The organism is Trinickia soli (genome assembly GCF_002879855.1).
Classification (GTDB): Bacteria; Pseudomonadota; Gammaproteobacteria; order Burkholderiales; family Burkholderiaceae; genus Trinickia; species Trinickia soli.
In genome coordinates this window covers 135,793-149,839 of record NZ_PNYB01000001.1, presented here as the reverse complement: position 1 = coordinate 149,839, position 14,047 = coordinate 135,793, and the positions used below count along the sequence as shown (strand labels likewise).

Here is a 14,047-nt window from a genome sequence, read left to right as displayed (position 1 = left end):
GGGTCATATGTCGGCGACGGAGACCCACCGCCCGCCGCAATGGAAGGCTTACCCATGCGATTCTTCGGCAGCCCCGACGATCGGCCGTTGATTCGCCGTATCGACGGCCGCCGTATCGACGGCCGCCGTATCGACGGCCGCCGTATCGACGGCCGCCGTATCAGCACCCGTTGTTTCGGCAGCCGTTGCAGCCGGCAAGATGAGCGTCGCCGGCACGCGCGCGAGACTGCGCCGGGCCGCGACGTAGTAAAGCAGTGCCGGCACCGCGAGCCCGACGATCCATGAGATATCCGCTCCACCTATGGCATCGACGAGCGGGCCCGTATAAAAGCTCGTTGCAATGAACGGCATTTGCACCAGTACGCCGATGACATACACCGCGATGCCGGCCACGTTCCACCTGCCATAGCGGCCGTCCGGATCGTAGAGCGCCGGCACGTCGTAGCGTTCTTTCGTCACGCAGTAATAATCGACGAGATTGATCGCGCTCCATGGCGTAAAGAACGCAAGCAGGAACAGGATGAACGACGAGAACGCCTTCAGAAACGCATGTTGCCCGGCCAACGCAAGCCATGTCACGACGACAACCATCGCGACGATCGATGCCGTTCGCGCCCGAGCCGAAATGCTGCGCCGGCCGCCGAGCCCCGTGGCGATCGTTGCAACAGACATCACGCAGCCATAGGCATTGAGCGTCGTAGCGGTCAGCTTGCCAAGCGCGATCGCGAAATAGAGCAATACCGCGGCCGCACCGCCACCGCCCAGGCCGACGACGAACGCCACCTCGTGCCCTGCGAAGGCGTGCCCCGCCAGCGCGGCGGCGAATACGCCGAAAGTCATCGAGGCTTGCGAACCGAGCACCGAACCCAGCCATACGGCACCGAACGTGCCGACCGCCGACGTGCTGCGCGGCAGGTAACGGGAATAATCGGCCACGTAAGGACCATAGGCGATCTGCCACGATGCCGACAACGACATCGCCAATAGAAAACTGCCCGGCGAGAAATGACGAATGGAGAGCAAGGCGCCGACGTCGTGATCAGCAAGCAGACGCGCGAACAGATAGGCGAACGCAGCGATGCCGACGACGGTCATCGCCCGCCCGAGCCCGTGAATGACGCGGTAGCCGAGCACGGTCGAGATCACCACGAGCGCAGCGAACAGAAGCACACCTACGGTGGGCGTCACGCCGCTCAATTGCGCGATGGCTTGCCCGGCCAACACTGCACCGCCGGCGGAGAAACCGACGTACATCATGCAGACCAGCACGAGCGGCAACGTTGCACCCAGTACGCCGAATTGCACGCGGCTCGAGATCATTTGCGGCAAGCCGAGCTTCGGCCCCTGCGCGCCATGCAACGCCATCACGATGCCACCCAGCATTTGACCGATGCACAGCCCGACGAGCGACCAGAACACGTCGCCGCCAAGCACGACGGCAAGCGCGCCCGTCACGATCGCCGTGATTTGCAGATTGGCGCCGAACCATAGCGTGAATTGGCTGATCGGCGTGCCGTGTCGTTCGCTATCGGGAATGTAATCGATCGTGCGGCGTTCGGCGAACGAACGCGCGGGTGCATCGGACGCGAGCTGTTTCATCATGGCGTGCGGCACGGCGCAGCGGCCGCGTGTCGGTGGCAAGGCCAACCACAATACGCGTCGCGAAATTCACACGCAAGCGGGGCGGTGCGCCCCGGGCCATCGCTACAGCAGCGGGCACGTGGTCACGTTATTGCCGAGCGCCAGGCAGTGACGCTCGTACTCGCGCAAATAGCCGCGCTCCGCGTCGTCGAGCATATCGATGTCGATGAGATCCCAGTCGTATCCGACCGCCACGAGATTCTCGAATCCGACCTTGTTCTCGTCTTGAGAGTCGGGATGGATGATCACGACGTTTTCGATCCGCACGCCGCCCTTTCCAGCCAGATAAATGCCCGGCTCAATCGAAATCACAGCGTTGGGGACGAGCCCGTAGTTCGACCCCGGAGCGAAGCGTACGCCGCCTTCATGGACGTGAATGCCTATCCCATGTCCCGTACCGTGATTGAAGTCGTAACCGCGCGTACGGCAGACATCGCGCACTGCGCCATCGACCTCCGCGCCGGTGAGATGGGCTGGAAATCGCGTGACGAGTCCCTTGATGCAGGCTTTCAGCGCAATCGTGTAGATCTCGCGCTGCCAAGGCTGCGCGGCAGTGGACGCATCGGTCTTGCGCAGCACGACGCGCGTGCAGTCCGTGGCGAAGCCGCTTTCATAGTAGGCGCCGCTGTCGAGCAGTATGAGCTCGCCGTCCTCCAGCACGATGTCGCGACTGGCCGCCCCGTAGTGGGCCAATGCGCTGTTCGGGCCATGTGCGGCGATCGTCGCAAAGCTCAGGCCCACTGCGCCGCGCGCTGCGTACGCATCGTTGATGCGGCGCGCGAGGTCGTATTCGCAATGGCGCTGCCCTGCCTCGCCGTATTTGGCCCAGCGCATCGTTTCTGCGATCGCGGCGCTGCTGCGTGCGAATGCATCGCGAAACTGGTCGAGCACCTGGGGCGTCTTCGACACGCGCATCGCTTCGAGCGGGCTGTAGCTCGTATGACGGGCGACCGGCCAGACGCGACGCAACGCATCGGGCATGGCGCAATTGACGGTGTCCGCGCTATAGCAGACGTGATCGACATCGAAGAGCGCAAGGAAACGCCCCAACGCCGCCAGGTCGTTTCGAAATACCTGCAGCTTCGGATAGGATTCGACCTCGACCGCGCAGTGCTCGCACCCCTGCGGCAGATAGAGCGCAACCTGATCGCCGATGACGAACAAATAGCCCAACGGCGACGACGCGTACGGCATGTGGTAGCCGCGGCTGTTCAGCAGATAGGCGAGATCGTCGGCTGCGCAGGTGAGCCAGCACACGCGCGCTTTCGGCGCACGCAGATGACCGCGCAAACGATCGTTGAGCATCGTCACATTGCCGGCGATGCGGGTGCCCGTCATCGACTCCGGCAGTTCGAAGATCGGCCGATCGACTTGCCACCCGGGCAGCGCGATCGCGCGATCGACTTCGCGCGCCGTCAGCGCCGTCCAACGCAGCGACGCTTCGCGCGTCCCTTCGAGCAATTGATCGCGTTGCGCGACGCTGACCCGTTGCGCGTCATAAGCAACGGAGCGCAACACACTCGCATGCGCAGACAGCCAGCGCACGACGGCAGACCAGATCGGCACGCCGAGCTCGAGCTTTTCCAGGCGCACCCGGGATTTATCGCACTGCGCCTCGGCCTGCAGGTGATAACGACCGTCGACGAACAGCACGAAGCGAGGCGAGCCGATTGTTGCGGCCGTCGCTTCGCTGAGGAATATCCCCGACCCCGCCGACCCGTCGAAACCGGACAACGCAAAACGCTGGCTATTGCGGCGCGGCACATATTCGCTGATGAACTCGTCTTGCGATGTCACGACGACTGCATCGAGTTCCAACCGTTCGAGCAATGCGGACAGACACGCGTGCGTGTCGGCTATTACAGGCTCATAGGCCGGAAGATCGGAAAAATTGTATTGAAGTCGATCGATCATCGCGTCAGCTCGTTCTGTCATGCAGGGTGGCTTTGCACGCACCCATGGACTCATCGCGAAAATTACCGTTGACGCAAATTTAAGTCAAGCTTAAATTTTGACGCCACTAAAAACGCATGAGAAGCGAGCGGCGACGGTGGCGGGGAGCGCGGTACAATGCGCGCTTCCGGCTGAACGGGCGCCGCCTCGGCGTCGATATGCGTCGATGCGCACCGATTACATCGGCACGCTACGTCCAAGAGGATTCATGGATTCGGATATCAATCACATCGGCCAACGCATCCGGCGTCTGCGCCGCGATTCGAAGATGACGCTGCTGGAAGTCGCGACTGCGTCGAGCTTGTCGGTCGGATTCTTGTCGCAGGTCGAACGCAACCTCACCGGCATTTCGATCTCGTCGCTCGTCAATGTCGCAAAGGCCTTGAACGTACCGCTCGGCGCACTGCTCGAGCATCCGCGACAAGCGCAACCCGATTCGCACGAAGGGAGCCGCGAATCGTATCGCGTCGGCCCGATGCGACAACGCTACGAGCGCTTGTCGACCACGTTCGAAGGCAGCCAGCTGAACGCCGTCAAAGTGCAGATGATGGAAGGCTATAGCTCGGAATGGGTCGCGCACGGCGGCGACGAGTTCGTCTACGTTCTGTCGGGGCAGGTGCGCTACACGCTGCGCAAGAAAGACTACCTGTTGAGTGCCGGCGATTCGCTTCATTTCGATGCGACGGACCGGCATCGTGTCGTCAACGTCGGGCCGGGGCCGGCCAAACTGATCGTCGTCGGCACGTTGCCGTTATTCGACGACGGTCAATCGGAGCCGGAGTTCGCGTCGACCGGACACAAAGCGAAGCAGAGACAGCGGGCACGCACGAGCGGTCCCAAGAAGACGAAGGCTGCCGCGCCCGCATCGGGAAAGTCGCGTTCACCTGCCGCGCAGGCAGCTCCGGTGGCACCGGTCGCGCCGCGCAAGCCTCGCACGGCGAAAGCCGCCACATCGACCAAGACCGTGCGCGCGGCCTCGAAAAAGCGTTGAAGCTCAATCAAGCGCACGACAGGGTGCGCGAGGCAGACAGTTTGCGCCGGGCGGGTTTGCCGTTCGCCGGTTATTTGGATGACGATGCAGCCACACGTCGCGCACCAGCCGATCGAACATGCTGCACCACGACCACGACGGCCATCACGGCGAGGATCGCGAACGAAGCCGAGATGCGATTCAGATTGAGGCCGCCTTCGGCGACCGGCTTCGTCACCGTGTCGCCCAGCGTTGCCCCGAGCGGACGCGTCAGCACATAGGCCGCCCAGAACAGCACGCCCACGGGCACGCGCTTGGACATGCGCCACACGAGCGCAACGATGACCAGCAGCCCCGCAAACAGCAGTGCGCCTCGCTCGAAACCGAGCCCCACGCTATCGGCCGCGAAATCGCCGAGCGCGGTACCGAGCGTGTTCGACACCAGAATGGTGACCCAATAGAACACCTCGTCGCGCGGCCGGACAATGCGGTCGTACTCGATGCGGCCCGCCGCGGCCCGCCACAGCGCCAGCACGATCAACACGCCCAGAAGCAGCAACGCCGACGACAGCACGTACCCGAGCCCCGCCGTTCGATCCAGGAAGTCGGACGTCGTCGTGCCGACTGTCGTCGTTGCAATGACCACGGCCCAATACGCCGCGGGATGATAGCTGCGCGCGCGCACCTGTATGGTCAGCGTGACGACAAAGAACGCAAGAAAAACGAGGGTCGCGACGGCATATCCGAGCCGCAAGGTCATTGAAAGCGCATCGCCGCCCGTCTCGCCCACTGTCGTGGCCAGGATCTTGACGAGCCAGAACACGGCCGTCGCTTCCGGCACTTTGCTGAACCAGATATCGCGGCTCTGATCCGCCGTCATTGCGGTGCGTACGCTCATCGTCGGCTCTCCTACGTCAATTCGAGGGTTAAATTGCGAATGCGTCGCATTATCCCTGGATTCGCTTAAGAGAAGCTTATTCAGCATTATTCGCGCCAGCGAACATGAGAGGGGTCTGGCTCTAAAGGCCGCGCTTCGCATCCAAGGCGCGTTACCATGTCGCGCACATCGACGCCGCAAGTGCGATCGCTTGCGGGCACAACGAAAGCTTCACCCCGGCACCCACGGAGACGAGACGATGGAAAAAGACACGCCGACCGTTCCGCAATCCGACACGCGTCCGACTCGCGAAGCCGATCAGCCGGACAACCCTGAGCGAAGGCGCGTACTGGGCGGCTTGGCCGCCGTGGGGATGGGCCTCGCCTTGCCCGCATGCGCCACGACCGTCGGCAGCTCGGCCGGGCACGATCGAGCCATTGCCCATCCCGTCGCCGACGCGCAACTCGATGCAGCATTGCGCGCGCGCGTGCGCCAGATCGTCGTCATCTATGCGGAAAATCGTAGCTTCGCGAATCTGTACGGGCACTTCCCGGGCGTGCAGTATCCACTCGCCGCGGCCATCGCCGAAGCGCCCCGCCAATTGGACCGCGACGGCAAAACACCGCTGCCTTACCTGCCGAAGATATGGGGCGGCCTCGTGCCGCAAGCACAGCAGGTCGGCATGACGCGTTACTTCGTCGGCGAAGACGACATCACGCACCTGCCGAATCGGCCGTTCCTCGTATCGGACGTGCGCGGCAGGCCGCTACCCAACGCCGTCATCACGCGCGACCTGTGGCACCGTTTCTACCAGAACCAACTGCAGATAGACGGCGGCCGAAATGACCAGTTCGTCGCCTGGGCCGATTCGGGCGCGCTCGTCATGGGTCACTACCGCAATTCGGCGCAGTCGCTTCGGCTATGGAATCTCGCGCAGCAATACACGTTGTGCGACAACTTCTTCATGGCCGCATTCGGCGGTTCGTGGCTGAATCACATGTTCCTGATTTCCGCGCAGCCGCCCTACTATCCGAACATCGCGTCGAGCCCTGCGAAGCACCTGGTATCGGTGCTCGAAGGCGACGACCCGCTGGGCACGCGGCTCAAGCTCGCACCCAGCAGCAAACCGTCGGCGCTCGACGGCCCGCCGAAGTTCGTGCGCGACGGCGCTTTTACGCCCGACGGATACGCGGTCAACACGATGGCGCCGCCTTATCAGCCGAGCTATGTCGCACCGGAGCCCGGTGGCGATCGCAAGCTGGCCGACCCGTCGAATCCGCGCGTGATGCCACCGCAAACTTACGCGACGATCGGCGATCGACTGTCGGCGAAAGGTATCGACTGGGCCTGGTATAGCGGCGCGTGGCAATTCGCGCTGCAACACCGCGAGACGGGCACCTCGCCCGATTTTCAATACCACCATCAGCCCTTCAACTACTTTGCCAATTACGCACCGGGCACGGCTGCGCGCGAGCGGCATTTGCGCGATGCCGGAATCGGCAACGATGCGTCGTCGAATCGGTTCATTGCCGATATCGACGCGGGCCGGCTGCCGGCCGTGACGTTCTATAAACCGCAAGGCGATCTGAACATGCATGCGGGCTACGCCGACATCGAATCGGGCGACCGCCACATTGCCAATGTGATCGACCACATTCGCATGGGCCCGCAATGGGCCGACACGGTCATCATCATGACGCACGACGAGAACGGCGGATGGTGGGATCCCGTCGCGCCACCGAGGGGCGACCGCTGGGGGCCGGGCTCGCGCGTCCCGGCGCTGGTCATCGCCCCGTTTGCCAGGAAGGGCTTCGTCGATCACACGTTCTACGATACGAACTCGATTCTGCGCTTCATCGATCGTGTTCATGGCCTCACACCGCTCGACGGTGTGGCGGCCCGTGACCGCGCATTTCTCGCACGCGGCGAGACGCCGCCCGGCGATTTGACGGGCGCACTCGACCTGGGCTGAGCGGATCGCACCGGAGGCAACGCGTGCGCGCGTCGATTGCCGCGCGCGCTGCTTGCCCGGTTCGTGCCCAGCGAACCTCGCGAAATGAATCGTTAGGATTCCTATTCACCGATCAGATGCATGACGACATCGCGCCGGTGCGGCTGATGCCGATGCTCAAACAAATAAATGCCCTGCCACGTGCCCAATACGAGCGCGCCGTCCTCGACCGGAATCGATAGCTGCACTTGCGTCAGCGCCGTGCGCAAATGCGCGGGCATATCGTCGGGGCCTTCGGTATCGTGCTCGTAGCGCTGCGCGTCTTCCGGTGCAATGGTGGCGAAATAGCGCTCCAGGTCGCGTCGCACCGAAGGGTCCGCGTTTTCCTGAATCAACAGCGAAGCCGACGTGTGCCGGCAAAACAGCGTCAACAAGCCCGTTTCGATCGATTGACGCGAAACCCAGTCGCGCACGCGGTCGGTGATCTCGACGAGCCCGCGTCCGCGCACGTCGACCTGCAAATGTTCGAGCGCTTGGCGCATCGGTCCTCCTTCCTTGCTTGACGATGGGGCTCAGGCGTAACGCCCCTGCAGCCAACGACAAGCATAGGCCATGCAAGCCTTGCGTTCCACACCGGCCGCCGCGCCCGACGCCGTGTCATAATCGCCGCCAGTCCCCCGGCACATATTTCCTACCTTTGAAAGACCTTTGCGTCCCGCTCCAGCGTTCGGTCGATTTCGACGAAATCGTCGATGTGCGCACGCCGCTCGAATTCGCGGAAGATCACATCCCCGGCGCAACGAACGCGCCTGTGCTCACCAATGAAGAACGCGTCATCGTCGGCACGCTGTACGTGCAGTCTTCGGCGTTCGAAGCCACGCGCATCGGCGCGGCCATGGTGGCGCGCAATATCGCTGCGCACCTGGAAACCACGTTCGCCGAGCGTCCGCGCGGCTGGCGCCCGCTCGTCTATTGTTGGCGCGGCGGCAAGCGCTCGGAATCGCTGACCGTCTGGCTCAATCTGATGGGGTGGCAGGCGCGCCGGCTCGACGGCGGCTATAAGACTTATCGGCGTTCGGTCATCGACGCCCTGGCGACGCTGCCCCAACAGTTCGAATACATCGTGCTGACAGGAGCGACAGGCAGCGGCAAGACGCGGCTATTGCGTGCGCTCCAGCATACGGGCGCGCAGGCGCTCGATCTCGAAGGTTTGGCCGCGCATCGCGGCTCGCTGCTCGGCGCGCTCAAAGGCGAACCGCAGCCCACGCAAAAGGCTTTCGATACGGCGCTGGCCGAAACGCTGCGCCGCTTCTCGCCGGAGCGGCCCGTCTTCGTTGAAGCGGAGAGCCGCGCGATCGGGCGCGTCATGCTGCCCGACGCGTTGCTTGCGGCGATGCATCGGTCTCGCTGCGTCTCGGTGCAGGCCGAACGCGGCGAACGCATTGCGTTCTTATTGGACGACTACGCGCATTTGTTCGACGCACCCGATGCGTTCAAGATCCAACTTCGAAAGCTGATCGGACTGCACAGCCGCGAGCGCGTAGAGCGCTGGTGCCGGCTCATCGACGAGAACGAGCGCGCCGCGCTGTTCGACGAACTGATCTCGCTCCATTACGACCCGGCCTATGCGCGCAGCAGTACGGGGCATTTCACCGAACTGCCACGTGCGACCGGATTCGTTTTGCGGCCTAACGATTCAGATATCGACGAGCAGGCGCAGGCGCTGCTCGATCGATTGGCACTACCATTGCGCGGCTGATCAAGCGCAACGGTAGTCCGGCCGAGGCTCTCGTGCGCCGGCCGTCGCCGCCTCGGCGGGCGGCTCAGGCCACGCGGAACGTACCGACGACGTCGGCCAGCAAACGAGCCTGCTCTTGCATCGATTGCGCAGCACCGGCCGCTTCCTCGACCATCGCGGCGTTCTGCTGCGTGGTCTGGTCCATCTGCGCGATGGCGATGTTCACCTGCTCGATGCCTCGACTCTGCTCCTCCGACGCCGCAGAGATTTCGCTGATGATGTCGGTGACGCGCTTGACCGAATGCACGAGCGAATCCATCTTGCCTCCGGCGCTTTCGACGAGCGTCCTGCCGTTCTCGACACTGCCGACCGACTCCTCGATGAGCGCCTTGATCTCTTTCGCCGCATCGGAGCTGCGTCGCGCCAGATTGCGCACTTCGCCCGCCACGACGGCAAAGCCTCTACCCTGCTCCCCCGCACGCGCCGCTTCGACGGCCGCATTCAAGGCGAGGATGTTCGTTTGGAATGCGATGCCCTCGATCACCGAGATGATGTCGACCACGCGCGCGGAGCTGGCTGCGATCTGTTGCATCGTGGTCACGACATGGTGCACCGCCTCGCCGCCCTCGCCCGCGATGCGCGACGTGTCGGCCGCCATGTGATTGGCCTGGCGCGCGTTATCGGCGTTCTGTTTGACCGTGGCCGTCAACTGCTCCATGCTCGCCGCCGTTTCGCCAAGCGACGCCGCCTGCTGCTCGGTCCGCGAGGACAGGTCGAGATTGCCCGCGGCGATCTGCTGCGCGGCGTCCTTGATCGTCTCGGCTCCACCGTGGATGCGCTGCATCGTCTCGGCCAAACGGTGTTGCATGCGCTGCATGGCGAACACCATGCTGCTTTGGTCGCCCTTGCGCACGTCGACGTCACGCGTCAAATCGCCGTCGGCAATCGACTCGGCCACGGCCGCCGCATACGCAGGCTCGCCGCCCAGGCTGCGCTGAACGTTGCGGATGATCAGGAACAGCGCAAGCGAGCTGACGCAGCCGATGGCGAGAATCGTCAGCAGATACCCGACCAGGCGGACGCGAAACGCGGCGTTGATATCGTCGATGTAGACGCCGGAGGCGATGTACCAATCCCATGGCTCGAAGCGCTTGACGTAGGAAATCTTCGGCACCTCGGTGGATTTGCCCGGAAAGCGCGCCATGTAATCGACGAAGCCCTGACCTTCAGCCTTCGCCACTTTCACCAGTTCGACGAACAGATACTTGCCGTTAACGTCCTTGTAGTGGCTCTGGTCTTTGTTGACGAGATCGGGCAACACCGGATGCATGAGCACGACGCTGTTGGCATCGGTGATGAACAGATAGCCGTTGCCCGGGTAGCGCATCGCCGCGAGGCGCGTCATCGCCCGGTGCTTCGCTTCATCCTCCGAAATTTCGTGGCGTTCGGCCATTTGGTGGAATTGCGCAATCACGCCCACCCCCGCCTCGACGATGTTGCGAATGGCCGCCTGACGGCCGGCCAGCATCGTCTCGCGCGTTTGCAGCGCGGCGAAGCCGCCAAAGAACAACAGCCCGAGCCACATCACGAGCAAAGCCAAACCCAGTTTCTTACCGAGCGTTAAACGATCCACAATTCCCCCACGGGCAAATCGGCCATGCTTCTATGGGGTAACACAGCCGGTATGTCATCAACGAATGCTTCGTCAATGTTTAACGGCGCGAGATCGCCTTTCTAGAGGGGAGGGAGAAACCTGGTAGCGTTTTTTCAGCATGCATTTACTGCAAGCGACGCGCTTGTCCTGCCCGTAGGTCGGCGGCGCTTCAGTTACGCCCCCAGATGATCCATAAGACAATTAAAAGGCTACCGACCCTCCGCTGCCCGCGAAAATGCCGCCGGCATCGTCGGTACCAACATTGCGAGGAAACAACGATGGAACACGTCTCGCCGACATCCAATGGCTCTGGTAGCGGGCACGCGGACGCCAAGGTCCGCGCCTATGCCCGAATGAAATACGTGGCGACCGCGCTGCTTGCCGCCATGGGCGGCGTCTACGTGGTGTCGCGCATCTACGAGCCCGCGTATCCGCTGCTGGGCTTCGCGCGTGCCGGGGCCGAAGCAGCCATGGTGGGCGGGATCGCCGATTGGTTCGCCGTCACGGCGCTGTTTCGGCACCCGCTTCGCCTGCCGCTGCCGCACACGGCGATCATCCCGCGTAACAAGGATCGTATCGGCGAAAACCTGGCCAAATTCGTCGAAACGAATTTTCTCGCGCCCGAACTCATCGCGGGCAAACTCGAGCGCATCGACTTCACGACGCAATTCGCGCGATGGCTGTCGGAACCGGCGCGCAACCGCCAGATTGCACAGTGGGGGCTCGAATTCCTCCCGAGCCTGCTCGCTGCCGTGGACGACGACGAGGTCCGGCGCTTCATCCACGATCATCTCGCCCGCCGCGTGCGTGACGTCGACACACCCACGTTGGTAGGAACGATCGCCGAAACGCTGCTCGACGACAATCGCCATCATGCCGTCGTAACCGAATTGCTGCGGCAACTGACGCTGCTTTTCGAAGAGCACAAACCGCTGATCCGGCAACGCGTGCGCGAAAGCACGGCCTGGCTCTGGAAAAAACTCTCGATCGACGAAAAAGTTTCCGACAACCTGATCGCCGTGGTCGACGAAACACTCAAAGAGCTCAGTGAAAACCCCGACCATGCATGGCGACGCGGTTTCGACGACGCGATTCGCCAGTTCGTGATCGAGCTGAAAACGTCGCCCGATTACCTTGCCAAATGGGAGGCGCTGAAGGAGCGGCTGCTCGAGCATCCGGCGCTCAAGCAGTATTTATCGTCGGTATGGCGCGACATCGAAGCCAGCATCGAACACGACATCGCGGCGCCGCACTCGCACATCAAGGCGCGCATCGAAGCAGCGATCGCCGCTCTCGCCCACGGGTTGCTCGACGATGCGGTCATGCGGGAAAAGCTCAATATCTGGCTACGCGAAACGCTGCTAGCCGTCATCGGCGCGCAACGGCACGCGATTGCACTTCTCATCTCCGACACCGTCCGCCATTGGGACGCCGATACGGTCACGCAAAAAATCGAAGTCGAAGTCGGGCGGGACCTGCAATTCGTCCGCATCAACGGCACGCTCATCGGCGGCCTCGTCGGGCTGGTGCTCCATGCGCTCGACGTAATGATGTTCTGATCCTTGGCGTGCCTTCGAAGATCGTTGCGCGCGCAAGCAATTCGCGACGAGGCGTGCGCCGCTTCGAATTTTTTTAAATTTTTTTTCAATACGAAGGCGCGGCACGCCTTCAATCATCATAAACCGCAAGACTTTTTTTCCTTGCCGCATAAAAACCTCGAAGCTACGCTTGTCCCCGCCTAAATAAGAGACACCCCCTTATCCACCGCGCAGTCGGGCGGCGAGACCAATGGTTCCGGCGTCAACACCCGGGACTGCAAGCAATTCGGCGTTAGCCCAAGCGATACGCAAGCGCAGAAGCGCCGACGCGTTCCGCCATGCACCGTCATGGCCTCACGGGTCGAGCGCCGCAAGCACCTGGTCAGACGAACCCGCGGGCTTCAGCGCATAGGCCCCGCGCGCCCATCGGCAATGGCCGATTCGCGTCTGCACGGGACGCCTGCATCGAATCAATTCGACAACGACTATCACAGGTAGAGGCGATATGTTGCACAAAATCAGTTCACGTTTCGTTGCGATCGGCATCGCTTTAGCGCTCGCGGGCTGCGGCGGAGGCGGCGGCGGCGGCGGCAACGGCGCCGCGGCGGCGGGCAGTAGCGCGGGCGGCACCTCGGCGTCGGGCGGTTCCTCGGCCCCGACGCTTGCGGCCGCGACCGCAGTCGTCGACGGCACGGCGCTGGGCACAGAAAACTGGCAAGCCGGCTCGACCACCACCGGCGGTCAAGGTCAAGCCGTCAGCGGCCTGAATTGCACACAGGCAGGCAGCAGCTACAGCTACTCGCATCTGTCGATCTACATGAACGGGACGCAAGTCGCACTGCCCGCGAATATCGGCACCGTTGCACCGACGGTCGCGAAGCCGACCGGTTGCGTCTATCCGCTCAACACCACCGACGAGACCGGCAAGATCCGCATTGACACGACGAGCAACACGTCCTACACGCTCGGTCAGTTCTTTGCGGTCTGGGGCCAACCGCTCAGCTCGACCAACGTGGCCGGGCTGCAGGCATCGCAAGTGACCGTGTACGTCAACAACGGCGGGACGCTGTCGCAGTACACGGGCGACCTGTCGAGCCTCGTCCTCCCCGTGCATGGCGAGGTGACGATCATGCTCGGAACGCCGCTCACGCAAATCCCCACCTACACCTGGACCGATCCGCCGCCGCTGAACCCCACGCCGATCCAGCTCGCCTACATGGGCCCGAACCTCGGCACGGTCCATTGGCCCGACGGCGACACGGCTTCGGGCGGAGCCGGCGCAACCATCGACGGTCTGACCTGCTCGCCCGGGATGTCGGTCGTCTTCCACGTGCATGCGCATCTGGCCATCATCAACAATGGACAATGGCTCGCGTTGCCGGAGAACATCGGGCGTCCTTCGTCGTGCGACTATGAGCTCCATACGCACGACCGCACGGGCATCATCCATATCGAAGCGCCCAGCGTGAAGAACTACACGCTCGGCCAATTCTTCGATATCTGGGGCGAGCCGCTGTCCAGCACCAATGTCGCCGGCCTGACGGGCAATGTCGTGGCCTACATCAGCGACAATGGCGAGGCACGCCGTTATATGGGCGACCTGCGTGCAATTTCGCTGATCTCCCATCGCGACATCACGCTGCAGATCGGCACGCCTGCCGTGAGCACGCTGGCAACGTACTCCTGGTACGAGCTTTGATCGATCACACCTGAAGCAACCGGGCA

Annotated in this window: 9 protein-coding genes and 1 pseudogene; 5 read left to right on the top strand and 5 right to left on the bottom strand. The window is 62.9% G+C overall.

Annotated features, from left to right (window positions below; all coding sequences use genetic code 11):
• Positions 1-192: 192 nt before the first annotated feature.
• A pseudogene (locus C0Z19_RS00660) lies at positions 193-1,599 on the bottom strand (purine-cytosine permease family protein); the annotation flags it as partial.
• 105 nt (positions 1,600-1,704) lie between these two features.
• Positions 1,705-3,555: a M24 family metallopeptidase gene (locus C0Z19_RS00655; RefSeq protein WP_102607865.1), complete on the bottom strand. Its 1,851-nt coding sequence runs from the start codon at positions 3,553-3,555 to the stop codon at positions 1,705-1,707.
• Positions 3,556-3,802: 247 nt separating this feature from the next.
• Between C0Z19_RS00655 and C0Z19_RS00650 the strand changes: the two genes are divergently transcribed.
• A complete protein-coding gene (locus C0Z19_RS00650) occupies positions 3,803-4,585 on the top strand; it encodes a helix-turn-helix domain-containing protein (RefSeq protein WP_102607864.1) in 783 nt (260 codons plus the stop codon).
• 70 nt (positions 4,586-4,655) lie between these two features.
• Here the strand turns inward: C0Z19_RS00650 and C0Z19_RS00645 are convergent, their stop codons facing one another.
• Positions 4,656-5,462, bottom strand: coding sequence for a COG4705 family protein (locus tag C0Z19_RS00645; protein ID WP_102607863.1), 807 nt, complete (start codon positions 5,460-5,462; stop codon positions 4,656-4,658).
• A gap of 238 nt (positions 5,463-5,700) precedes the next feature.
• Here C0Z19_RS00645 and C0Z19_RS00640 point away from each other — a divergent pair, with 238 nt between their 5' ends.
• Entirely contained in the window at positions 5,701-7,413 is a 1,713-nt protein-coding gene (locus tag C0Z19_RS00640) for an acid phosphatase (RefSeq protein WP_102607862.1), read from the top strand.
• 101 nt (positions 7,414-7,514) lie between these two features.
• On the opposite strand, the gene C0Z19_RS00635 is transcribed toward C0Z19_RS00640, so the two are convergent.
• The gene (locus tag C0Z19_RS00635) at positions 7,515-7,934 is read right to left on the bottom strand and encodes a secondary thiamine-phosphate synthase enzyme YjbQ (RefSeq protein ID WP_102607861.1); all 420 of its coding nucleotides are present in this window, start codon (positions 7,932-7,934) and stop codon (positions 7,515-7,517) included.
• Between the two features lie 155 nt (positions 7,935-8,089).
• On the opposite strand from C0Z19_RS00635, the gene mnmH reads away from it, so the two are divergent.
• Positions 8,090-9,151, top strand: a complete 1,062-nt coding sequence (gene mnmH / locus C0Z19_RS00630) for a tRNA 2-selenouridine(34) synthase MnmH (RefSeq protein ID WP_102607860.1) — start codon at positions 8,090-8,092, stop codon at positions 9,149-9,151.
• Between the two features lie 64 nt (positions 9,152-9,215).
• Here mnmH and C0Z19_RS00625 read toward each other — a convergent pair whose 3' ends face one another.
• Positions 9,216-10,763 carry a methyl-accepting chemotaxis protein gene (locus tag C0Z19_RS00625; RefSeq protein ID WP_102607859.1) on the bottom strand — a complete coding sequence of 516 codons (1,548 nt, stop codon included), beginning with the start codon at positions 10,761-10,763 and terminating at the stop codon, positions 9,216-9,218.
• A 299-nt stretch (positions 10,764-11,062) separates the two neighbouring features.
• Here C0Z19_RS00625 and C0Z19_RS00620 point away from each other — a divergent pair, with 299 nt between their 5' ends.
• Together C0Z19_RS00620 and C0Z19_RS00610 are read left to right on the top strand one after the other, a co-directional pair.
• A complete protein-coding gene (locus C0Z19_RS00620) occupies positions 11,063-12,343 on the top strand; it encodes a DUF445 domain-containing protein (RefSeq protein ID WP_158242931.1) in 1,281 nt (426 codons plus the stop codon).
• Between the two features lie 484 nt (positions 12,344-12,827).
• Positions 12,828-14,021: a hypothetical protein gene (locus tag C0Z19_RS00610; RefSeq protein WP_175083970.1), complete on the top strand. Its 1,194-nt coding sequence runs from the start codon at positions 12,828-12,830 to the stop codon at positions 14,019-14,021.
• Positions 14,022-14,047 lie beyond the last annotated feature (26 nt).

Bases quoted from the DNA above. Each gene is read 5' to 3' on its own strand.
- C0Z19_RS00620 (WP_158242931.1), top strand. From the start codon at position 11,063: ATGGAACACGTCTCGCCGACATCCAATGGCTCTGGTAGCGGGCACGCG.
- C0Z19_RS00650 (WP_102607864.1), top strand. From the start codon at position 3,803: ATGGATTCGGATATCAATCACATCGGCCAACGCATCCGGCGTCTGCGC.
- C0Z19_RS00610 (WP_175083970.1), top strand. From the start codon at position 12,828: ATGTTGCACAAAATCAGTTCACGTTTCGTTGCGATCGGCATCGCTTTA.
- C0Z19_RS00640 (WP_102607862.1), top strand. From the start codon at position 5,701: ATGGAAAAAGACACGCCGACCGTTCCGCAATCCGACACGCGTCCGACT.
- C0Z19_RS00635 (WP_102607861.1), bottom strand. From the start codon at position 7,934: ATGCGCCAAGCGCTCGAACATTTGCAGGTCGACGTGCGCGGACGCGGG.
- C0Z19_RS00645 (WP_102607863.1), bottom strand. From the start codon at position 5,462: ATGAGCGTACGCACCGCAATGACGGCGGATCAGAGCCGCGATATCTGG.
- C0Z19_RS00655 (WP_102607865.1), bottom strand. From the start codon at position 3,555: ATGATCGATCGACTTCAATACAATTTTTCCGATCTTCCGGCCTATGAG.